The organism is Lacrimispora indolis DSM 755 (assembly GCF_000526995.1).
Classification (GTDB): Bacteria; Bacillota; Clostridia; order Lachnospirales; family Lachnospiraceae; genus Lacrimispora; species Lacrimispora indolis.
This window is the reverse complement of the sequence record NZ_AZUI01000001.1, coordinates 3,684,239-3,706,445: the sequence shown is the minus strand read 5'-3', so window position 1 is coordinate 3,706,445 and position 22,207 is coordinate 3,684,239. Positions and strand designations below refer to the sequence as shown.

18 protein-coding genes are annotated in these 22,207 nt (G+C 45.2%); 8 read left to right on the top strand and 10 right to left on the bottom strand.

Annotated elements, in window-relative coordinates; genetic code table 11:
• The first annotated feature begins 519 nt into the window (after positions 1-519).
• The 7 genes from K401_RS0117775 to K401_RS33235 all read left to right on the top strand — a co-directional run bounded on the left by K401_RS0117775 (position 520) and on the right by K401_RS33235 (position 5,942).
• A complete protein-coding gene (locus K401_RS0117775; protein ID WP_024294217.1) occupies positions 520-1,440 on the top strand; it encodes a hypothetical protein in 921 nt (306 codons plus the stop codon).
• The gene (locus K401_RS0117770) at positions 1,437-2,108 is read left to right on the top strand and encodes a response regulator transcription factor (protein WP_024294216.1); all 672 of its coding nucleotides are present in this window, start codon (positions 1,437-1,439) and stop codon (positions 2,106-2,108) included. Before K401_RS0117775 ends, K401_RS0117770 begins: the two co-directional genes overlap by 4 nt.
• Positions 2,105-3,193: a HAMP domain-containing sensor histidine kinase gene (locus tag K401_RS0117765; protein WP_024294215.1), complete on the top strand. Its 1,089-nt coding sequence runs from the start codon at positions 2,105-2,107 to the stop codon at positions 3,191-3,193. The genes K401_RS0117770 and K401_RS0117765 overlap by 4 nt, the downstream gene beginning before the upstream one ends.
• A 99-nt stretch (positions 3,194-3,292) precedes the next feature.
• The gene (locus tag K401_RS0117760; protein WP_024294214.1) at positions 3,293-3,832 is read left to right on the top strand and encodes a hypothetical protein; all 540 of its coding nucleotides are present in this window, start codon (positions 3,293-3,295) and stop codon (positions 3,830-3,832) included.
• Between the two features lie 164 nt (positions 3,833-3,996).
• Positions 3,997-4,347, top strand: coding sequence for a hypothetical protein (locus tag K401_RS0117755; protein ID WP_024294213.1), 351 nt, complete (start codon positions 3,997-3,999; stop codon positions 4,345-4,347).
• 452 nt (positions 4,348-4,799) lie between these two features.
• The gene (locus tag K401_RS0117745; RefSeq protein WP_024294212.1) at positions 4,800-5,333 is read left to right on the top strand and encodes a hypothetical protein; all 534 of its coding nucleotides are present in this window, start codon (positions 4,800-4,802) and stop codon (positions 5,331-5,333) included.
• Positions 5,334-5,774: 441 nt separating this feature from the next.
• On the top strand, positions 5,775-5,942 hold the full coding sequence (locus tag K401_RS33235) for a hypothetical protein (protein WP_166435280.1): 168 nt from the start codon (positions 5,775-5,777) through the stop codon (positions 5,940-5,942).
• Between the two features lie 126 nt (positions 5,943-6,068).
• Here the strand turns inward: K401_RS33235 and K401_RS0117730 are convergent, their stop codons facing one another.
• A complete protein-coding gene (locus K401_RS0117730) occupies positions 6,069-9,920 on the bottom strand; it encodes a hemoblobin-interacting domain-containing protein (RefSeq protein ID WP_024294211.1) in 3,852 nt (1,283 codons plus the stop codon).
• Positions 9,921-10,238: 318 nt separating this feature from the next.
• Here K401_RS0117730 and K401_RS0117725 point away from each other — a divergent pair, with 318 nt between their 5' ends.
• Entirely contained in the window at positions 10,239-11,603 is a 1,365-nt protein-coding gene (locus K401_RS0117725) for an MATE family efflux transporter (protein WP_024294210.1), read from the top strand.
• A 131-nt stretch (positions 11,604-11,734) separates the two neighbouring features.
• Here K401_RS0117725 and K401_RS0117720 read toward each other — a convergent pair whose 3' ends face one another.
• Genes K401_RS0117720 through K401_RS0117680 form a run of 9 tightly spaced genes read right to left on the bottom strand, consistent with a single transcriptional unit; the run spans position 11,735 to position 22,086 of the window.
• Entirely contained in the window at positions 11,735-12,979 is a 1,245-nt protein-coding gene (locus K401_RS0117720) for a CaiB/BaiF CoA transferase family protein (RefSeq protein ID WP_024294209.1), read from the bottom strand.
• Between the two features lie 14 nt (positions 12,980-12,993).
• Complete coding sequence (locus tag K401_RS0117715) at positions 12,994-14,175, bottom strand: electron transfer flavoprotein subunit alpha/FixB family protein (protein WP_024294208.1); 1,182 nt, start codon at positions 14,173-14,175, stop codon at positions 12,994-12,996.
• A gap of 26 nt (positions 14,176-14,201) precedes the next feature.
• Complete coding sequence (gene etfB / locus K401_RS0117710; protein WP_024294207.1) at positions 14,202-14,987, bottom strand: electron transfer flavoprotein subunit beta; 786 nt, start codon at positions 14,985-14,987, stop codon at positions 14,202-14,204.
• Between the two features lie 28 nt (positions 14,988-15,015).
• On the bottom strand, positions 15,016-16,158 hold the full coding sequence (locus tag K401_RS0117705) for an acyl-CoA dehydrogenase family protein (protein ID WP_024294206.1): 1,143 nt from the start codon (positions 16,156-16,158) through the stop codon (positions 15,016-15,018).
• Positions 16,159-16,170: 12 nt separating this feature from the next.
• Complete coding sequence (locus tag K401_RS0117700; RefSeq protein WP_024294205.1) at positions 16,171-17,754, bottom strand: class I adenylate-forming enzyme family protein; 1,584 nt, start codon at positions 17,752-17,754, stop codon at positions 16,171-16,173.
• Positions 17,755-17,794: 40 nt separating this feature from the next.
• The gene (locus K401_RS0117695) at positions 17,795-18,928 is read right to left on the bottom strand and encodes a YkvI family membrane protein (protein ID WP_024294204.1); all 1,134 of its coding nucleotides are present in this window, start codon (positions 18,926-18,928) and stop codon (positions 17,795-17,797) included.
• A 15-nt stretch (positions 18,929-18,943) separates the two neighbouring features.
• On the bottom strand, positions 18,944-20,062 hold the full coding sequence (locus K401_RS0117690) for a 2-hydroxyacyl-CoA dehydratase subunit D (protein WP_024294203.1): 1,119 nt from the start codon (positions 20,060-20,062) through the stop codon (positions 18,944-18,946).
• Positions 20,062-21,300: a 2-hydroxyacyl-CoA dehydratase subunit D gene (locus K401_RS0117685; protein WP_024294202.1), complete on the bottom strand. Its 1,239-nt coding sequence runs from the start codon at positions 21,298-21,300 to the stop codon at positions 20,062-20,064. The genes K401_RS0117690 and K401_RS0117685 overlap by 1 nt, the downstream gene beginning before the upstream one ends.
• A gap of 15 nt (positions 21,301-21,315) precedes the next feature.
• Positions 21,316-22,086 (bottom strand): acyl-CoA dehydratase activase, encoded by a 771-nt coding sequence (locus K401_RS0117680; protein WP_029700861.1) that lies wholly within the window; start codon positions 22,084-22,086, stop codon positions 21,316-21,318.
• Positions 22,087-22,207: the final 121 nt, after the last annotated feature.

Below are 22,207 nucleotides of genomic sequence, written 5' to 3'. Positions count from 1 at the left end.
AACATGAAAAGTACAGCAAAACAAACCGAACCGGGTATACTTGAAATAACTCCGGCAGTCCCGAAACCGCTGAATTGTCTTCTGAAGCATGGTATATGCCTGCTCAGAAACCCCGGTAATTAAAACTATAAAAATATTGATCATCCCCTAATCCGATCGATGCGTGTGTATATCCACGGTCACTCAAAAAATAAAGGATATGGGAACCAGATCCACATGCTTGGTCAGCAATACATTAATAATTTTCACAGACTCTCACACTCCATAACTAAGCTTTTTGCTTGATTTTTAAAGTGATTCTAATTGATTCATGTTTCTGAATTGCTTAAGAATTATTTGAGTATTGTTAATTTGTTGTTTTAAGCAGAAATGGTTTCTTTTTCGTATTAACAGAACTTAAACATTTCTCAAACAAATATTAAATAAGAAAAAAATACAATTCAGGAAGTGATAGGAAGGCTGCTTCTATTTAAGCTGCTATTCAGCTGCATAATACTGTATAATAATGAGGTGATGCCAATGAAACAGAAAACGAAGCCATCACCGGCACTGCTTCAAACGGTTCGTCATACTAATTCCGACCTGACAGAACGCTTTGCGCCAAACGTCAACCGGTCGCTGAAAGTAACCGGTGCCCTTGGAGCCGCTAATATTTTTGTCGGATTGGGAAAGCTCTCCATGGGCATTGTGTCCATGTCGTTTTTTACATGTGTAAACGCACTATACACCTTTGGAATGGTGATTGCCAAATATTTTGCACTTGCAGGTATTGTAAAAGCCAAAGATCTGAAGGAACAATACCGTTATTATATGCTTTCCGGAATGATCTTAACGTTTTCCAGCCTTTTGTACATCGGGTATTCCATTCGGTTGTTTTTTTACCCTGCAACCAGTGTCTATCACATGTATGCAGCTATTGCTATTGCCACCTTTACCTTTGCGGAGCTTACCATCAATATTCGCGGAGTGATTATTGAACGCCATAACCATACGCTGCTGGTTCACGCGATTAAAATGATTAACCTGGCGTCATCCCTTATCTGCCTTGTACTCACGCAAACAGCGATCCTCTCTTTTGCGGATACCCAGGTGCATCTTCATCCGGCTGCTAATGGTCTGATTGGAATTTTGATGGGAAGCTGTGCTGCCATGCTTGGTATAATCATGATTATCCGCATACAAAGGATTCGAAGCGGCAAAAACTACGGAGCAGCTTACCGGGAAGTCAAAAAGCTTATGAAGAAAGAGACGCTGCATATTCCCATGAAACCAACGGGATATTCAGAAAGTATATCTGGCGAGCCGGTATTATATGTAAAGCTTAAAACGGACAGTTCAAAAGCAGAATTCATAAGTCTGCAGAACCTGGTAACGATACAGCTGAAAATGCATCTTATTGATGCAGGAAATAAAAAAATCAGCAGGAGGAGTGAAAAATGATCAACATATTAGTGGTGGAAGACGATGTTAAGCTCAATCAAATCGTATGCACTTATTTAAATGACAGCGGCTACAAAGCCAAGGGCTGCTTAAATCCCCGGGAAGCATATGATCTCATGTACAGCAACTTATACGACATGATTATTTCTGATATTATGATGCCTGAAATCGATGGATTTGAATTTGCGGAAACGGTGCGTCAGCTAAATAAAACCATTCCGATTCTGTTTATGACCGCCAAGGATGATATTGTTTCCAAACAGAAAGGTTTTAAGCTGGGCATTGACGATTACATGGTCAAGCCCATTAACATGGATGAACTCATCATGCGGGTTGGAGCTTTACTGCGGCGCGCCAACATTATGGAGGATCGGAAACTGGTGGTTGGCAACCTTTCAATGGATGCCGATGCTGTTACTGCAGCGGTTGACGGTGAAGACATCCCGCTTACACTGCGGGAATTCAATATTCTTTACAAGCTTCTTTCCTATCCCAAAAAGACGTTTACCCGTGCCCAACTCATGGATGAGTTCTGGGGAGTGGAAAGTGAAACCAGCCTCCGTGCCGTAGATGTTTATGTCACCAAGCTTCGCGACAAGCTTTCCGCATGCGATGGATTTCAAATTGTAACCGTCAGAGGGCTTGGCTATAAGGCGGTGCTTGTATGAGCAGAAAACAAAAATTTTCCGATCCAAGGGTAAAGTCAAAATTGTTTCCTGCTTCCGGTTTCGTGCTGACTTTTTTGGCTCTTGCAGGTCTGACTACGGGACAGATGCTGATTCTTCAAGATTATTTAGATTATGAAAGACTATCCATGGGATATGTGATTGCGGTCTTAATCTACTGGACATTTGTTGCTGCGGCTTTTGCCGTATTTACACAATATCAGTTTCAGGAACGCTATCAAAAACCTATGGCGGAGTTTGCCAAAGCCACCCGCAAGGTGGCTGAAGGCGATTTTTCTGTTTATATCCCGTCCAGGCACCTGCCGGATAAAAGGGACCACTTAGATGTTATCATTGCGGATTTTAATATAATGGTGGAGGAACTTGGCAGCATTGAAACGCTGAAAACAGATTTTTTCTCCAATGTATCCCACGAAATTAAAACGCCGCTGTCCATTATTCAGAACTATGCACAGGCGTTAAAAAATGAAAAGTTGACTGATGCGCAAAAAGAAGGCTACATTGATACCATTCTGGAGTCTTCCATCAGACTGAATAATTTAATTACCAATCTCCTGAAACTGAATAAGCTGGAAAAACAAAATTTGCAGCCGGTTCCGGAGCCATATGATCTGTGCGGGCAGCTTTGCGAATGTGCACTGCGGTTTGAGGATTTATGGACCCAAAAAGACATTGAGTTTGTGGCTGATATTGAGGACAGGGCAACCATTGAAGCAGACGCCAGCCTGCTGGAACTGGTGTGGAACAATCTGCTTTCCAATGCTATTAAATTCACTGAACCAGGCGGCACGGTGACATTACGGCAAAGCTCCACACATAATGAAGTTATTGTATCTGTGTCGGATACGGGCCGCGGAATGAGCGAAGAAACGCTCAAACATATTTTTGATAAATTCTATCAGGGTGATTCCTCTCATTCCACAGAAGGAAATGGACTGGGGCTTGCTCTTGTACTGCGCATCCTGCAGCTGATGGGCGGAACGATCAATGCTGCCAGCGTACCGGGTCAGGGAAGCACTTTTACCGTTAGAATTCCTGTTGAACACAAAGCAAAGTATACGGATTAATGTTTTGCAAACATGTTACAAGCAATTTATCAACACTGCTTCGGTAGGATTAAGACATACAAGCCCCCTAACCCACCTCAGGCACAAGGAGTCGATATTATGGGTGAAATTACAAAGAACGGCAATGACTTTGTCGGCTATGAATATAAAGAGATCACTGCCGACCGGGAACGTGCCTCCATGTATTTGGATGGTTATATGAATTTTGGCTGGATTGCCGATGAAAATATCCAGCCTTCCGTGATTTTGGGAAAAGTGACAATTAAGCTGAAACGTGACCGAAAGATACTGAACAAAACGGAACTGACCCGGTTGCAGCGTCATTTTGAATCCTGTATGAATGAGATTGATGCCATGGAAAAATCAAAGACCTCAGATGCAACCATATGGGCCCTGGTAATTGCCCTCATTGGAACAGCATTTATGGCCGGTTCAGTTTTTGCGGTTACAAGCCAGCCGCCCCACATTTTATTGTGCATTGTATTGGCCATTCCCGCATTTACCGGCTGGATCCTTCCCAATTTTGTTTACAAGGGAAAGGTAAGGAAAAAGATTGCCAGAGTTACTCCGCAGATTGAACAGAAATATGATGAGATTTATGAGATCTGTGAAAGGGGAAACAAACTGCTCAAAGGCTGACGAAACACCGCCACCTACCATAGGGTGACGGTGTTTTCTGTAACTACATAAATTTAAAAAATCAGATTAATAAAACTCAAACATTACTTAAGCAAAACAGAAACAGAAGCCTTATATGATAAAGCCATCAAATAAATCAATAAAGACAAAAAGGAGCTGTTCATATGAGCGAATACAATACTACCAATCAAGAGAAGTCCAAGGCCAATAGCATCCGTAACCAGTATCTCAGCAGGGAAGAAAACAAAATGGAGAAGCTTAAGGAGCTAGACAGCAAAGTCAAAAGGCCGGGAAAAATTACGGCAGGTATCCTGGGTATAGGCGGCGCCCTGCTGCTGGGTGCCGGAATGTCAAACATTTTGGTGTGGAACGCCATGCAGCCAGGTCTGGTAATGGGCATTCCCGGCTTAATTATTGCATTACTGTCATATCCCGCCTATACATTGATTACCAATGGCAGAAAGAAAAAATATGCGGATCAGATTATGAAGCTGAGTGATGAACTGATAAAATAACTTACTTTCTTCATAAAAGGGTAGCAAACAGTAACCAAGATGGGATAAGCAGGGAATTCCTGCTTAGCTCATCTTGATTTCTATACACCTTGAAAGTTTTCCAACTGATGAGTATTCATCAGAAGTTTATCCATGTCAAAACTCACTGAAATATAGTGCATTTAATAATTTATAAACCAAAATAAAGTAATTTAGAAATATAAAACAGTTATGATTCAGTCATCAAAGAAAACAAGGCATAAACAAAACATGGAGCTATTTATAAAAAGAGTTTTTTAATGTGAATAAAAAGAAAAAGGGTACAAACAAATGAAAACACTTCAGATAGCAGCCGGAATCAAAATAGGAAAAATCCATGTTCAGCATTCCCGGAAGCTCTTTGAAAATACCGTAAAATAATCTGAAAACATCACAGTAGAAACTCATGTCAATATTTGAAAGGAGAAAAAATCATGAATGAAACTTCAAAAAATGAAAATAACTTTATCGGCTATGAATACAAGGAATTGACTGTCAAGCGCAGTATGGAATCTGTCTATCTGGACAGCTACCGCAGCTTTGGTTGGGAACTGGAAAGTACCCATGTGCCGCCGCAGGGATCTACCTATTCCCTGTTAAAGTTCAAACGCAACCGCAGGCTCCGCAATAAAGCGGAAATATCAAGACTTCAGCGCCAGTTTGATGCCGGTGTCGCTGAAATCCAGTCACTGGAATTTTCTAAGGTTGCGAGAGCTGCAACTGTTGCATATGCTGTCGGACTGGTTGGTACCGCTTTTATGGCAGGCTCTGTATTTGCTGTAACGGCAGGAAATATCCCTTTGTGCATTATTCTGGCTATTCCCGCCTTCATAGGCTGGGTAGCCCCTTATCTGCTCTTTCGCAGGATCAGCAGCCTTAAGTCTGCAGAAGTTACTCCTCTCATTGATAAGAAATACGATGAGATTTATGAAGTCTGCGAAAAAGCTGGAAACCTGCTGAATGATTGAATTATTTTAACAGGTGCCATTTTAAAATGTATATAAAAAATGAAAGGAAGGAGTTGAAACTCATGGCAGGTCCCGTAGTAGTCGTTGGAGTGGTTGTTGCTGCAATTGTAGCTATTGCTGCAGTTTTGAAGAACAGAAAAAAATAAGCTCAGGCATGGTGATTTCTATATTGCACCAGATTAAATGCTCAAATCTCCGGCAAAATTTTATATCGGTTTGAATTGGGCGGAATATATTGACATCAAAAGCGAGTACGAAAACTTGATCAAGGTGATTCGTTTCATTGCATCGGATCAGGAGAATACAAAGAACATTTTTCTATTCAGCCCATGTTGCAATCTTCATTAAAAATACTATCTAATATAAGCTAAAAAGTATTGCATACAAAAAACATATAATCTTTGTGAAGGATTAAACAATATTTTCTTAGGAGGATTTCATATGAACAAATTTATGGAAACACAAAAAAACATCGAAAACAAGGTAGTGAATGGTTACAAGAAAATTGAAGACGGGGTAGTCTCCGGGTATAAAAAGATTGAAGATAAGTTTGTGGAAACTTTCTTATCAGACGAGGAGGACAACTCCGGGGATTCAAAGGAAAAGTGAATAAAATGTAAAGATATTATTTATAAAGAAAATCGGTGCCGGGACTTGCGTCCTGACACCGGTTTGTCTGCTTTCCGAGAGAAGTAAACTGTATCTCCCTTTTACAAAGGTTTTTCATTCATCTTTTTATTCTTCAACCGTCACATCAGCCGTTTTTCCAATTTTCACTTCATCCTCCGGCTCTTTTTCCTGGCTGTCAGAAGATTTCTCCTTGGTTTCTGCAGTTTCTTCCTGAATTTCTTCTTCCTTACTATCTGCAGCTTCCTTTCCGTTTTCCTCTTCCTTGGTTTCTACCGTTTCGTCCTTAGCTTCTTCTGTTTTGCCAGCCTCGGTTTCTACCGTTTCGTCCTTGCCCTCTTCTGTCTTGCCTTCCTCAACTTCCACCGTTTCGTCCTTGCCCTCTTCTGTCTTGTCTACCACAGTTTCTACGGTTTCTTCCTCAGCTTCTTCTGTCTTATCTTCCTCAGCTTCTTCTGTCTTATCTTCCTCAGTTTCTACGGTTTCTTCCTTAGCTTCTTCTGTTTTGCCTTCCTCAGTTTCTACAGCCTCTTCCTCAACCTTAACAGCTGCAGAAGCACTCTTTCCTTCCATACCTGCCTCAGGGTCAAATAACTCGACCATAAACGTTAATGTCCCGTAGCCGTCTACCTCAATAATCACTTCATTTTCTTCTTCCGTAAAGCCATCTTCTGTAAAGTCAAGATACTTCACCACTCCATAGGCTTCATCCTTAGATACTTTATATTCATTTGGTCTGGAAGTAGATAACATGGAAGTCTTCTTATAAGGAATTCCGTTGACCGTGACTGCTTTATCTGCGTTCAGATACTCTTTTGTTTCCTGCTCATCTGTTACATCAAAGGTCACACGATAATATGCCGGATCCCAGAAAGATGCTTTCACGTATTTTGTCGCTGCCACATCAGGTGCTGGCTTTTCATTTTCAACCGGATTCCCGGCAGCTTCCAGAATTTCAAAGGTCAGTGTCTTGGCTGTGTATCCTTCTGCAGTCACCAAAACGGTATACATGCCTGCCTTCTGAAACAGATTTTTCTGAAGAGCAAAGGAATAATCTCCCTTTTCATAATTGTCCTGGCTGAACATTCCGCCCTGTTCACTGGAAAGCACTTTCCTTATATTGTCATCCGGGTCGGTCAGGGTCACCCCTGTGAAGTTCTTCATAAAGTCCCCGCGAAGCTCTTTCTGGCTTTCATCATCTTCATCGGCTGCAGCATTGATGTAAACCATCTGCCCCACATGGTAGGCTGTCGCTTCTTCTGAATCTGTTTTATCAGGATTCTCAGCCAGTGAAAGATTAAACTGTTCTAATTCCTTAACCACATTCAGAATAACCGTCTGCTCCTTATATCCCTCTGCCACAATGCGGAGCTTGTGTTCTCCTTCCGTAAGTTGAAGGGTGCCGCCGCCTGTTCCTTCTATTTTTGACAGGATCGTAACACTTTCCTTTGTCTCGCTGGTCTTATAAGCTGTGATGTATTCATCACTTCTGAGAGCGATTGCAGAACCGTCCAGATAAAGCGCTGTTATTTTGGAAATATACTCCCCATCCTTATCAGAAGACAGTACCAGATCCTCGCCCAGCTTTCCTTCCATTCCCTTAAGGGCCGGCGCTGACTTTCCTACCACAGAAAGAAAGCTTTCAACCGTTCCTAACTTTCCGTCTTCCAGAACCCGCTTAATCTGATACGGACGGTTTCCGGTCTCTCCTCCGGTCTGGGTTTCCTTATATTTTTCAAAGGAAAGATATTCTCCTGCCTCCAGTTTTGCATCTTTCACCGCATTTAAATAATGGGTGAAATCATAAATTATTTCAGCATTTTCATCCATAACAGCTTGTGCTTTCTGATCATACCACCACTGCACAACCGCCTCGCTGTACTCACTCACATAGTTGATCTCATGTAAAATCAATGCGTTTGCCAGCATATCATGGTCAAATATCAGGAAACCGTTCATTTGTGAGCCGCCGGAAGAACCAGAACCGCCGGAACCGCCATCTCCCGGTATGACAACAGAAGCGCTGGACATGGCATCAATGCCGAAAGATTCTGCCATAGCATAGATTGTAAAGCCCTCTGCCACAATCTGGGAACTGCTGTTGACTTCCACTTTCTTTGTCATGGTCTGGTAGCCATTTGCATATGCCGTAACCGTATATATACCGCTTTCATCAGTGATCACATTGCCATCCGGATCCGTGCCGCAAATATGAAGCATGGGGCCGATCTCATACCATTGGTCTATCTTTGTGAGGGACTTCACTTTTCCTGACGGCATAGTCAGATCCACTCTGTAAATGGGGGACAGTATTTCTGTTCCAAAGGTTTCTCCATCCGGTCCTACTATATCAAACGCAAAGTCTTCTCCCTGCTTAGGACTGGGATTTAAAGCATTTAAATTCATTACAAAAAGCCTGTTATCCACAAGATGAAGCGGCACGTTCATGGTTGCCTTGCTGTATACGGAAGACAGGTTCAGCTGATAACGTCCCCGGGCAAACAGGTTGGTCTGGGGAAGCTGGATTGTAATTACTCCTGTCTTTCCATATTCTGTTTCCATTGAAGTGGTAAAAACAAGATTCTTGTTTAAAACAGTGTTTTCAGGATCCTGAGCCTTAATGGTTTTCAGCTGGTCAAACCAGCTTTCCTGGGCCAGAGTCTTTAACGACATCTTAAGCTGGATCTTGCCGTTCCCATTTTTATCAATCAAGGTATCCGGTATGTAATAATCGGCAGGCACCTCTGAAGAAGTTTCCTGGCTCTTTCCGTTTAACCGAAAGGTGGTCTTCTCAGGGCTTACACGCACATTGCCGTCTTTGTCGTAATTATCCAGCCAATAATCAAAGACAGATATGGATCCGTTGGTCAGGATCGCACTGGGAGCAGAACCAAGGCTGCCCATCTCCGGCGCTTCTGTTGCAACGCTGTTTCCAATCTTTACTTCCTGTGTTTTTCCGTCAGATGCCCTGATGACTGTAATGGTACCGGGTTTCCACAAAGTTGTCTGCCATTTAACCACAGTCCCGTCATCATCTACGTTTGTGCAAACCTCCGTAATATCCGTCCCATCTATCTCAATGGTATAATCGTCTATGCTTCCTTCCTGGAAAGCAATTACTGCATACTGTATCCAGCCTAAATCAACCAGCTTTGTCCTTTGTTCATTTATAAAAACATCCTGATCTTCCTGATTGTTGCCTTCTTCGCTATTATTACCTTCGCTATTATTACCTCCGTTGTTATTACCTTCATCCCCATTGGAATTGTTTCCGTTATTTCCATTGCCGGAGGAATTATTTTCATTTGGAGTATTGCTTTCACCTGAGGAACTTCCACTGCCAGAGGAACTGCTTCCTCCGCTGGAAGATGCCGTTTTCCTGGCGTTTTCTGCTGCAGGCGTTGAAGCTAAGCCTCTGCCGGCCTCGTAATGGACAGTTCCGTCAGCCTCCGCCCAGCGGCCTTCTCCATTGACAAAATAGCCATCCGGAGTTGTCTGGCCTGTGTACATTTTTCCCATGTCTGCTCCATCAGCAGCATTAAAATAATAGCAATATCCGTCTATCCACTGCCAGCCCGTCTTCATAGCTCCAAGGGCTCCGTCATTGGCTGTATGAAAGAAGTACCATATTCCGCTGCCATCCTGATACCAGCCGGAGCGCATCTGCCCCTCTGTGCCATCATTGGAGGTGTTCAGATAATATCTCATTCCCTTTTCATCCTGAAACCATCCTGTCATCATGGCTCCGTCTTCCGGGCTAAGATAATACCAGCCCGAAGCCTTTTGAATCCAGCCGGAGCTTAAAGTCCCTGAAGCCTCATAATGTTTCCAGCTTTCCTTTTCGTATTGCCAGTTGCCTTGTGTGTATACGCCCGCCCAGGCGATACCAATCTGCGAAAGTACACAAGCAGCTGTCAGTATTGGTGTTACTGTTTTTTGAATCAACTTTCTTTTAATCATTCCATCCTCCTGTTTTTAGTTAGTAATAACTAACCATTGCCATCTCAGTATATCGGGGAGGTAAAATATTGTCAATGAAGATGTGAAAGACGGAATGAGTCTTTTTCTCAACAAATTCGTTTTCACGAATTCCGCTTCCAGCTGCATGTAACAGGGGGGATTTTTTTGCCAGAGAATAGGATCTGTTTTTAAATGAAAAAAGAATCACTGCCTGAAAAAAAGTTCACTTGACATTCCATTTTCCCAAGCGTATAGTTAAAATCCGTACGGTACTGACCGAAATCTCTACCGCAAATCTACTAATCAGGTGAATCGACCATGCAATCAAACTTTTTAAAGCAAAGCACCCAGCAGAGACGGGATTTAATTCTTAACGGCTCCGTTTCCGCGACCATTTTATTTCTTTCCGTTCCCACCCTTATGATGGGTCTCATCCAATCCGCTATACCGGTCATCGACGGTTTGTTTCTCAACAATCTCGTAGGAACCCAGGCGGCAAGCGCCGTCACTTACTGCACTCCCATTGTAAATATGATCTCCGCCCTGGCTCAGGGAGTGAGTGTGGCCGGAATGGCCATTATCGGGCAGTCCAATGGAAACGGAGACTTTAAGCACAGCCGGAAAATTGCCACTCAAATCATTGTTTTTACTTTTTTGCTGGGCTTTCTCCTGGCGCCGCTGCTGATTGCCCTTGCATTTCCCATATCAGCCCATGTAAATGAGGAGATTTCCCACGATGTCTTTGTCTATCTGGCGTTGAGCGCCTGTGTGACACCCTTTTCTTTCATGGAATCCATCTATAATTCCATAAAGAATGCCAATGGCAAGCCGGAGGACACGTTTGTCCGAATGGTGATCATGCTGATTTTAAAAATCATTTTCAGCGCCCTCTTTATAGTGGTTTTCCGATGGGGCCTTGTGGGTTCTGTCATGGCTTCCCTGGCATCCAACTTTATAATTACCGGATGGATGTATTATGAATTATTCTTAAAAGAAACGGGCGAACGATTTGTTCTGTCCGGCTTCCGGTTTGACTGCAATATCATCAACACCCTTTTGCGCATAGGTTTTCCGGCCATGCTTTCCAGCCTGATGCTGAACCTGGGCTTCTTCCTCATCAACAATGAAGTGGAAAAATACGGAGCCGTTGTATTAAACGGGCAGGGAATTGCCAATAACATTACTTCCATCTGCTTTATACTGCCCTCTTCCTTTGGTTCCGCCGTGACCACCATGGTCAGTATGAATGTGGGAGCAAACCAGCCGGAAAAGGCCAAAAAAGCCTGTTTGGCGGGCTGCGTCATAAGTGCCGTTACTGCCGCTCTTTTGATCGCACTGGTGGTGCCTCTGTCTTCAAAGCTTACCGTGCTGTTTACCAGGGATGCCTCTGTTCTTGCTGTGGCAAATCAAGCGCTTCATATTTATACCTATTCCGTGATCGGCTTTGGTATCTGTATGGTCCAGCAAGGAGCCTTTATCGGACTGGGAAAGACCCGGATCACCCTCTTTATCAGCCTGCTGCGGGTATGGCTCCTGCGGTACATATTTATACTGGCAACAGAGCACTTTCTAAGCTTTTATTCCGTGTTCTGGGGCAACCTGTTTTCCAATTATATGGCAGCCATTATTACAACCCTCCTGATCCTAAGGGTGAAATGGGTTTCCGATATAAATTACCGTTAAAATAGAGGCCCGGACTTATCCCATTGCCAGCCCCGGCCACAAGTCCTGAATGACCTGGTCCATGAACCTTATAAAAGCAGAAAAAGAGTACCATGTACTCCCTTTCTGCTTTTATTTATCCAAAGACTGTTCTAGTTTTTCCTTTCATCCTTCCACACATAAAGGATTCCCTTCTCCTGAAACTCCTTAATCTCCTCTTTTCTGTACCCCAGATCTTCCAGGATTTCCGGTCCCTGCTCTCCAATGAGAGGACCGCCCTTGTAATCCGGAACGCCCATTTCCTGGAACTTGACCGGCGGCCTTACCAGTGTGCGCACATTTCCATTGTTGTACTGCATTTTATAGAAGCAGTCATTGGCCCATGCCTGCTCATCCTCTAAAATCTCCTCCCAGGACTGGGCAACGCTGAATGCAATGTCATGTTCCTTTAAAACCGGAATCCATTCCTTTGCCGTTTTCTTTTCCATTGCTTCCATACAGATGTCATAAACTTCCGTCCCCAGCCCCTTTGCCTGAAGGTTCTGGATTGGGAAATAATTTTCATCCTCAATCAGATCATCTCTTCCCAGAGCTTTCATGAACTGCTTATAGTAGGTGTTATAATCCGGCATACAGGTCTGAATGAATCTGTCATCCTTTGTTCTCCATGCTGCGTTAAAGGGGTTGGCGCTCTCCCTGATGTTAATGGGATATTCTCTGGCCGGGCCGTCATAATTGGCTGCCTGGATCATCATTCCCATGTTATAGACAGCTGTCTCAAACAGACTGGTCTCTACTTTCTCTCCCTGTCCGGTTTCTTTTGCATGGTACAATGCCGCAAGAATTCCTGCCGCAAGATTCATGGCCACGTTATGATCCCCCACTCCCGGAACCACATTCATGGGAACCGTTCCTCTCTGGCGCAGGGAATGGAGATAGCCTCCTCTTGCAAAAAATGCAGTGAAATCAAACCCCGGAAGGTCTTTATCCGGGCCATATTCTCCATATCCTGTTACCATGGCATAAACCAGCCTGGGATACTTTACCTTTAATGTTTCATAGTCCAGTCCAGCCCGTTCCAAGGCCTGGACTCTCCAGTTGGTGATCAGCACATCCGCACCTTCCAAAAGCTTAAAAAATGCCTCTTTGCCCTCCGGTGCCTTCATATTAAGAGAAATGCACCGCTTGTTTCCATTTTCTAAGTCCCAGGTCGTATTTTCATACATGTCCAAAGGCCTTCCTTCCGACGGAGCCGTATGCCTTAACGGATCTCCCTTGGCAGATTCGATTTTAATCACATCTGCTCCGCAGTCTGCAAGAAAACGTCCTGCGCCTGCCGCCGCGATAAAGGTTGCCAGTTCCACTACTTTGATTCCTTCCAACAGCTTCTTTCCCATATTAATTCCCTCCTCTATTTGTCCAGTTCTTCTATTAGTGCAGGGATCACCTGATAAAGATCTCCCACGATGCCGTAATCCGCCACCTCAAAAATCGGAGCTGCCGGGTTTTTGTTGATTGCAATGATCTGCTCCGAATTCTGCATACCTGCCACATGCTGAATGGCTCCGGAAATACCGCAGGCAAAATACAGCTTGGGACGCACCGTTGTCCCGGTCTGCCCTACCTGATGAGAATGGTCGATCCAGCCCGCATCAACTGCAGCACGGCTGGCTGCCACCACACCGCCCAGCTTATCAGCCAGCTTCTTTAACAGTTCAAAGCCTTCGGCTTTGCCAAGGCCCATACCGCCGGATACAATAATTTCCGCATCAGTTAAGGATACTGCCTCTCCTACCTGCTTTACCACCTCAAGGATCCGTGTCCTGATGTCCTCTTTTCCAAAGTTTACTGTAAGAGGAATAACCTGGCCCTTCCGGCCCTCCTGCCTTTCAGCTTTTTCCATGACTCCCGGACGTACCGTTGACATCTGGGGCCTGTGGTTTGGACATACGATGGTTGCCATTAAATTACCGCCAAAGGCCGGGCGGGTCTGCTTGATCTTCTTATCCTGCTCATCGATCTCCAGTTTCGTACAGTCGGCGGTCAGTCCGGTATTGCAGCGGACGGCCAGGCAGGGACCTAAGTCACGGCCAATGTGGGTCGCTCCCAAAAGGACGATTTCAGGCTTATAGGTTTTAATGGCATCATGGATCACAGCGGTATAAGCGTCGGTGCGGTAGGACTCCAGTTCTTTATGATCCGCCAGATAGACTTTATCCGCTCCGTATTCAAACAGTTCGTCCGCTAGTCCCTCCACCTGGTTTCCGCATAAAACAGTACATAAGCTGCAGCCGATCTCAGCTGCCAGTTTCCGCCCTTCTCCCAGAAGTTCTTTAACCACCGGCATGAGCGCTCCTTCTCTTTGTTCCGCAAATACCCATACATCCCGGTACTCTGATAAATCAACCGTTTCCTTTGTTTCTTCTGTCTTTTCTATTGCATTAAACGGACATTTTTCCACGCATACGCCGCAGCTGGTGCAGGCGGTGCCGATAACAGCCAGTTTATTTTCCATTGTAATTGCTTCAAACGGGCAGTTCTTTACACAGATGGAACAGCCCCTGCATTTTTCTTTTATTACATTTACAGCCATGTGAACTTTCCTCCTTTTCCTGGGTTTTAAAGATAATGCTTCTCTTTCAGTTTTTCTGTAAGCAGCTCAGCCATTTGGCATACTGTTCCGGCGAGCATCTCTCCTTTTCCCTTTGGAGCAGGAGTAAAGGAACGGAAAACCTGAGTTGGGGAAGCATTTAAACCACAGTCTTTTGGATCCAGTCCCACATCCTCATGATTCCATATGGTAACCTTTTTTGCATATGCGTCCATGATGCCGCCTATGCTCATGTAACGGGGCTCATTCAGTTCTTTTACGGCGGTAAGGAGACAGGGCATCTGAACCTCCAGAATTTCATATCCGTTTTCCAGCTGCCTTTGCACGATCACCTTTCCTTCACAAAGCTTCACATCCTGAACATAAGTCACCACCGGAATACCAAGTCTCCAGGCCACCTGGGGGCCGACCTGAGCCGTATCCCCGTCAATGGCCTGACGGCCTGCAAAAATAATGTCATAGTCTCCGATTTTCTCAATACCCGCAGCAATGGTGGTGGAGGTGGCGCAGGTATCGGCTCCTCCAAAGACCCTGTCGCTGAGCAGATAAGCCTCATCCGCCCCCATTGCCAGGCACTCCCTTAACATATCATCAGCCTGAGGCGGGCCCATGGTAATAACGGAAACCGTTGTTCCAGGTTTTTCATCTTTTATTTTCAAGGCCTCTTCTAAGGCATTCGCATCATCAGGGTTTAAAATGCTGGGAACTCCGTCACGGATCAATGTACCCTTTACCGGATCGATCTTTACTTCATTGGTATCCGGCACCTGTTTCACACAAACCAAAATTTTCATCGTTTTCATTACTCCTTCCGTGTAGTCATTATTTCTTAAGCAGTTTTCCGGAAATCACCAGCTGCTGGATTTGTGAGGTACCCTCGTAAATGGTGAACACACGGCAATCCCTGTACATACGCTCAATCTTATAATCTTTGATAAATCCGTATCCGCCATGGATCTGAAGGGATTTTGAAGCGATTTCATTGCAGACCTCAGAAGCATAGTATTTTGCCATAGATGCTTCCATGGTTGCAGGCTGATGGGTATCCATTAAGTAAGCGGTCTTATAAACCAGCTGCTTTGCAGCCTCCAGCTTTGTGGCCATATCTGCAATCATAAAGGCGATTGCCTGGAAATCCCCGATCCGTTTTCCGAACTGCTTGCGTTCCTTTGCGTATTTGATGGCCTCGTCCAAAGCCCCCTGGGCAACTCCGATGGACTGGGCGGCAACTCCCATTCGGCCCGTATCCAGTGTCTTCATGGCGTTGATAAATCCCATACCTTCTTCGCCCAAAAGGTTTTCGGCCGGAATCCTTGCGTTATCCATGATGATATCGCTGGTGGCGCAGCCGATGACGCCCATTTTATGCTCCGGTTTTCCACAGGAAATTCCAGGAGTGTTTTTCATATCAACAATAAAGGCGCTGATTCCTTTTGTTTTCTTTGTCATATCCGTCTTTGCGTAGATCACCGCATAATCTGATAAAGGCGCCATGGTGATAAAGGTCTTTCTTCCATTTAATATGTAATAATCCCCTTCCTTAACAGCGGTGGACTGCATACCCCCTGCATCAGAACCTGCCCCTGGTTCCGTCAGGGCAAAGCAGAGCTTTTTGCTCCCGCTTATCAGTGAAGGAAGGTATTTTCGTTTCTGCTCCTCTGTGCCGGATAATAACAAAGGACCTCCGGAAAGGGAATTAGGGGAAGATACATAAATGCTTGCAACTCCGCTGACTCTTGCTATTTCCTCCATCACCAGCACGTAGCAGCGGGCGTCACCGCCGGAACCGCCGTATTCCTTTGGCGTCTTAATGCCGAAAAATCCGGCCTTTCCCATTTTGTAAAGGATTTCCTCCGGAAATGTCCCGCTTTCCTCAATCTCATCCAGGACTTCATTGGTCAGTTCATTTTCCGCAAACTCTCTCGCCAGTTTCCGGACAAGCTCATGCTGTTTTGTAAAATACATGTTGTTTCCTCCTTAACCTCTTTTCGCTAACCGCTTCTCGACTTCCTGCCGTAACTCATGGATCATAACCTTGCCGCTGTTGCTGTAAGGAAATGAATCAAATCGATAAACATATTTGGGAACCTTATAATCCGCCAGGTTCTGACGAACCTGCTCCCTGATCCTTTCTTCGGAAAATTCCGCTCCAGGCTCCGTAATGATACAGGCTGCAATTTCCTCCTGAAGGACCTGGGCATCCACTCCTACCACCTTCACTGCCTTGATTTCCGGAAGCTCCAGGATACAGTTTTCAATTTCCATTGGCGCTATATTTTCACCGCCCCGGATGATCATCTCTTTTTTCCGTCCGGTCATATGAAGATTGCCGTCTTCATCCAGATAACCGCAGTCTCCGGTGTGAAGCCACCCCTCTTGATCCAGCACTGCTTCCGTTTCTTTTTCCCGGTTGTAATAGCCCTTCATGATGTGATAACCTTTGGACTGGATTTCTCCAACAGTACCGGGGCCGGCAATGCAATTCCTTCCTTCATCCCAGATCCTTAATTCCGTATAAGGGATCTTTTTGCCTGCTGAAAGAGCCTTCCGGCAGATTGGGTCCCAATATCCGGTCATGGTAATGGCAGGGGAAGACTCGGTCTGCCCATAGGAAGGCTGTAAATGCTCCATCTTCAGCTCTTCACAGATATTGATGTAATCCAAAGGGTGAATGGCGGAACCCGCAATAATTCCGCTCTTTAGAGAACTTAAATCGTATTCTTTTCTCCTGTTGTTTTTTACCATAGCCAGGAACATGCTGGGAACGCCGTTTAGAATGGTGCAGGAATTTTTTTGTATGTTTTCCATGACTCCAATGGACTTATAATACTGATTGATATAAATTGCCGCCCCGGCATGGACAGCGGACAATATGCCCGCTGTGATGCCGAAGCAGTGAAACAGGGGAACAGCTAAGCACATGCGGTCATTTTCGTTCCAGTGCATGGAACGCACCATTTCGGCAGAATTGTTGACCAGGTTTTCGTGGCTTAACATCACTCCCTTTGGAACACCTGAGGTACCGGAGGTGAAAAGTATGTTTGCAATATCTTTTGAAGATAAGTTCTGTTTCATTTCTTTTAAAAGCTGCTGATCTTCCTTCCTGTTGTCAAGCTTTTCACAATCAGGCAGATGCTCCAGGGAAACGATCCCTTTTAAGAAGCTGTCCGGACCATCCAGCCCTGCATTTGCAATAACCGGTCCGTAGTCCTTATCACCGCATCCCCTTCCATAGAACAGATAATCTGCATCCGCTTCTTTTAAAACCCTGTTCAATTCCTGTTCCTTATAGCATGTATTGACCGGGAGCACAACTGCCCCGGACTTCATAAAAGCCAGATACGCCATGACCCATTCCGGGCTGTTGGTTCCCCATAACGCCACATGTTTCCCTTTGGAAATTCCTTTTCTTATAAAGTCAGCTGCCCAAAAATCCGAAATTTCATCCGCCTCTTTCCAGGAATAATGTTTATCCTGATAGCAGATTCCTGCTGCATTCGGCGTAAGAACAGCTCTTTTATGAAGCAGTTCTCCGATTGTTTCTGATAAAAGGCCTGTCATATTCATTCTCCTGCTAACCTCTGTCCCACGGTTCTGTCAGTTATTTCTCAATTTTTCCCATGGCTTCCCCGATCATCCGGATCAGGAACGGAACCAGTACCACTGCAATGGTTATATAACCCAGATATCCGTATCCTACCTTTACCAGTGGAAGAAGTCCGAACTGGGCGATGGCAAAAGCGAGAATGGTACATAACAATGCACAGATCAGGGTTTTTGCCGTAGGTTTTCCTTCGTTTCTTCTTTCCTCAGGCTTTTCAAGTGCAACAACCACTCTCTGGACCGCTCCTGCAATCATGTTTACCGCCGTTGATACTGCTCCCAAAATAATGAGTATGGAAATCATGGGGTTCATGAAGCCGGCTCCAACGCCGCCTTTGATCAGAGTGATAACCGGAAGGGGATCCTTGGATAAATCCGGGTTGGTTGCAATTGCCATCAGTCCCAGCGTAGAAAGCATGATCAGTACGGAGTTTACGATAAATCCATAAATCATACTTGTTCCGGCTTCTTTTTCTGTTTTAAATGGCTGAGCATGCTGGTACAGCAATCCGATGGAAGCCAGCTGGAAGGAACCATAAATAAAACAGCTCCAGAAAGCAGGGCCTGCAGGTGCGGGATTCGCTGCTAAGGTACTGATGTTTTCTGTAATATTACCCCAGCTTGCGATAATATTCGGTATATAAACGATCAAAAGACCTGCAATGATAATAACGGACAAGGTGGACGCCGCTTTTCTTACAAAATCCGTTCCAAAAATGGTCACCGCAAAAATAAACAAACCGATGATCAGGGTACAGACCATATATGGGAGCCCGGTCAGGGACTGCATGGTGGAACCTCCGGTTGCAAAGGCAACAGACGGAGCCAGGCACAGCAGTAATATGTATACAATTTCATAAAGGTTGGAAAAAACAGGAGCGAATTTTCCGTAAAACTTGTTGTTAAAGGTTCTGTAATCATAAGCATCATGAATCTTTGCAAACCGGAGCCCATACCACTGGAATACCGCACCGATGGCCTGAGCCAGAATCGGGGTGATAAGCGCCCAAATACCAAAAGCAACGAAATACTGAACCAGCTGTGCTCCAGAGGCAAACCCTCCGCCAAACTGTGTTGTAAACCATACGAATGCAACGCCCACCGCTACCGGCATTTTACTTTTATCGATCATATCCTTCTCCTCCTGTTAAAGCATATCTTTGAATGCTTCTATCATCGTTCCTGCCTGCTCATAATTTACCATCTGCCTGTCGACTTCCATCTGGATGATTGGAATTCCTGCCCTGTCACAGGCCTTTTTTACGATTACATAATCAAATTCTTCCGGGTCACAGAATTTTGTCAGCAAAACCACCACACCTCTGGCATCGTATTTCTTTGCCATATCTACGATATAGCCTGCTCTCTTCTTTTCCGGATCATACAAAACGGAGCAATGATCCATCCGGGAGAACTTATCTGCAAGTCCTTCCAATGGTTCCAATTCCAGATTCACATCCGTACGGTACTGCCTGGATTCATGGGCAACATCATCGGCGGCAATCTGCAGCCCGTGTTCATCAAAGATCTTCAAAAGCCCATCGCTGTCAGCCAGGATTCCTGTTGTGATCACCTTAATTTTGCTTTCCTTCTCCTCAACTTGTGACAGCGCTTCTATCAGCTGGCTGACCAGTGCCGTATGATCTTCCTTCCGCATGAAATAGGCACTTTTAAAAATATCTCTTCTCTGGACTGCCGTAATGGAAGGATGCTGTTCCAAAACCTCTGCCAGCTTTCTCATTGCCCCATTATGTTCATTGTAAATTTCATTGGACCGGGCTAAGGAAGCTTCGCTGAATTTCACGCCGGCCGCTGCCTCTAAATCATTTATAACACGCTCATAGGAGGCTTTGGTAAACTTTATTCCTGATTCCGGCTTCCGGTTCTGGGGATAGGTCATGGGGATAAAAGGGATGTCCTTCACCGCGTATTTCCAGTTCTGTCCCAGACACTTTAAAGAGTCGCAGAGGGATGGGATGACAATGGCTGAAATGCCTTTGTATTCTCCCTTAATTCCCAGCTCCAGAATGCTCTGCATAATGGAACAGATAAACGCAGGGAAATACTTTTTGGATTCCTTCAGCTCAATATCCGCTCCCCATGCTCCCATAGGAACCAGCCCCATGGAGTGGATCAGCTCTTCAGGAGTATAAACAGGAACACAGGCCACAACCTTTTTTCCCTGCTCCAGATAAGCATTCAGCTGTTTTTTCGGTGAACACGCAATTTCATGAAAACTTTCTAATAATTCATTTAATGTTGCCATCAGTTTTTCCCCCCTTTGTTGGATTCCATGATCTCCGTCAGCCCCTGAACCCTTGTCTCATACTGGGCTTCCGAGAAATTCCGCGGGTCCGCCTGGTCTCCGTCAAATGAGGTGACCGGTATCCGGCAGTCCTCTCCGATCTGGCGGCTCATCTCATACATGAAGCCGCTCCAAAGCTTACAGGAACGGTTGGTATGTACCAGAAGTCCTTCTGCATGGGTCTTATTTACGATCGCTTCTCTCTTATCCCGTGCATGCTCTAAGTTCATGGCATTTGGCACATTGCAGTAGGCGCGGATGAGACCGTCAAAATCATCGTAAATGAATCCAAAGGCATCGGCATAAATGGTTGCCACCATGTTGATCCCCCGGGATTTTAAGCCGGTTGCCGTTGTCCTTAAATGAGGCCAGCAGGCAATCCCCTCAAACATGATCCGGTACTTTTCCTCTGCGCGGAAGGTACTGGTTCCCTCTTTCACCGCCTTTTTGTATTCCTCCAGCAGGGTTTCAAAGGCCTCGGCTGCCTCCACGGTCCCTCTTGCACAGACGGCCACTGCCATATGATTGAGTAAGTCAAAGCCGTTAAGGGGAGACGGGGTATACTTGGTATAGGCTGTAGCCTCCAGCCATGCCCTGGAAGTTCTGTTTGAGGTTTCCATGACCTCCTTGAATTTCTTTTCGCTCCATTTTTTCCCCGTGATCTCCTCCAGCTGTTCAATCGCCGCCAGAAACTGGCTCTTAACATATTCCACCTGGGCGTCCGAAACCTCGTAATCAGGATTAAAGGGAATGTCAATGAGAATCAGCGGAATATCAAGCTCTTTTGCAATGTTCTCATACCATTTGATCATGCAGTTGCAGATGTTGTTGCAGCAAAGCACGAAATCCGGCAGAGGCATGTTCTGCTCCGGAGTTTCCCCCACCTTCATATGAGCCAGGCTGATCCTCGCATATGCGCAGATGTCGTTGGAATAACCTTCCGCCTCTGAAACTTCACACAGCCGCTGCCCCGCGCCTCTTGCCGCAATGGCTGCCGCCTGATTCTCAGGATAACAGACTTTAATGCCCAGGGTCTGAAAAATTTCCTGAGGGAAATTGCTGGCACACCAGCCGATTTTCTCTCCCCTGTCCTTTGCCTCCTGGACCTCCTTGTAGTGTTTTGCCACGATCTCATTCAGCTTAAACTTGGCTGAATTGGGGTCAATGGTAAACTTTGGTTTTGTTTCTCCTTCACCCATGAAAAATTCCTCCTTTTATGATTTATCGTAAGCGTAAAGCGCTGCCCCTAAAGCACCCATAAGCTGGGCCATTGGCGAATATGTAATTTCAAGTCCCAGTTCCTGCTCCATGGCTTTTCGTACCCCGCCATTTTTTGCAACGCCGCCGCTCATACACACCGCTTCTTTTACTCCCATCCGTTTTGCCAGGGTGGCCACCCTGCCGGCTACTGACTGGCAGATACCGGCAACCAGATCCGGAATCTCAACTCCGTTTGCCAGCTGGGAAATGACCTCAGATTCGGCAAACACCGTACAGGTATTGGAAATTTTCACAATCTGCTTTGCCATGGCAGCCTGCTTTTCCAGATCTTCGATCCTCAGCTGTAAAATTCCTGCCATGACATCCAGAAACCGTCCGGTCCCCGCCGCACATTTGTCATTCATCAGAAATTCCGTCAGCCGCCCTTCATCATTCAGGGAAAGTACTTTTGCATCCTGTCCTCCGATGTCAATGATGGTCCGCACTTCCGGATGCAGGTGATGGACCCCCCTTGCATGACAGCTTAACTCACTCATTTCTCCATCGGCATTTTTTAACAGCTTTCTGCCATAGCCGGTGGCATAAACAGCAGTGATCTCTTCCTGTTTCAGATCTCCTTCGGCAAGCACTGCCTCAATCGCCCGGGCCGGCCCGTCAGTTCCTGTCCCGGCCCTGATCAGGGATGTAGCCAGAATTTCCTGTCCATCTTTCAGAATGACTGCTTTGGAGGTGGTAGAGCCTATGTCAACTCCTAATGTGAACATGGTCGTTTCCTTTCATATTGTTTATTTTATAACAATCTTTTTCAAAAAAAATATCAATGTATACATGTATACAAGTTTGCGCATGAAAAAATGTATCCTTGTATACAAGTTTATATAAAAA

Bases quoted from the DNA above. Each gene is read 5' to 3' on its own strand.
- K401_RS0117775 (WP_024294217.1), top strand. From the start codon at position 520: ATGAAACAGAAAACGAAGCCATCACCGGCACTGCTTCAAACGGTTCGT.
- K401_RS0117770 (WP_024294216.1), top strand. From the start codon at position 1,437: ATGATCAACATATTAGTGGTGGAAGACGATGTTAAGCTCAATCAAATC.
- K401_RS0117765 (WP_024294215.1), top strand. From the start codon at position 2,105: ATGAGCAGAAAACAAAAATTTTCCGATCCAAGGGTAAAGTCAAAATTG.
- K401_RS0117760 (WP_024294214.1), top strand. From the start codon at position 3,293: ATGGGTGAAATTACAAAGAACGGCAATGACTTTGTCGGCTATGAATAT.
- K401_RS0117755 (WP_024294213.1), top strand. From the start codon at position 3,997: ATGAGCGAATACAATACTACCAATCAAGAGAAGTCCAAGGCCAATAGC.
- K401_RS0117745 (WP_024294212.1), top strand. From the start codon at position 4,800: ATGAATGAAACTTCAAAAAATGAAAATAACTTTATCGGCTATGAATAC.
- K401_RS33235 (WP_166435280.1), top strand. From the start codon at position 5,775: ATGAACAAATTTATGGAAACACAAAAAAACATCGAAAACAAGGTAGTG.
- K401_RS0117730 (WP_024294211.1), bottom strand. From the start codon at position 9,920: ATGATTAAAAGAAAGTTGATTCAAAAAACAGTAACACCAATACTGACA.
- K401_RS0117725 (WP_024294210.1), top strand. From the start codon at position 10,239: ATGCAATCAAACTTTTTAAAGCAAAGCACCCAGCAGAGACGGGATTTA.
- K401_RS0117720 (WP_024294209.1), bottom strand. From the start codon at position 12,979: ATGGGAAAGAAGCTGTTGGAAGGAATCAAAGTAGTGGAACTGGCAACC.
- K401_RS0117715 (WP_024294208.1), bottom strand. From the start codon at position 14,175: ATGGCTGTAAATGTAATAAAAGAAAAATGCAGGGGCTGTTCCATCTGT.
- etfB (WP_024294207.1), bottom strand. From the start codon at position 14,987: ATGAAAATTTTGGTTTGTGTGAAACAGGTGCCGGATACCAATGAAGTA.
- K401_RS0117705 (WP_024294206.1), bottom strand. From the start codon at position 16,158: ATGTATTTTACAAAACAGCATGAGCTTGTCCGGAAACTGGCGAGAGAG.
- K401_RS0117700 (WP_024294205.1), bottom strand. From the start codon at position 17,754: ATGACAGGCCTTTTATCAGAAACAATCGGAGAACTGCTTCATAAAAGA.
- K401_RS0117695 (WP_024294204.1), bottom strand. From the start codon at position 18,928: ATGATCGATAAAAGTAAAATGCCGGTAGCGGTGGGCGTTGCATTCGTA.
- K401_RS0117690 (WP_024294203.1), bottom strand. From the start codon at position 20,062: ATGGCAACATTAAATGAATTATTAGAAAGTTTTCATGAAATTGCGTGT.
- K401_RS0117685 (WP_024294202.1), bottom strand. From the start codon at position 21,300: ATGGGTGAAGGAGAAACAAAACCAAAGTTTACCATTGACCCCAATTCA.
- K401_RS0117680 (WP_029700861.1), bottom strand. From the start codon at position 22,086: ATGTTCACATTAGGAGTTGACATAGGCTCTACCACCTCCAAAGCAGTC.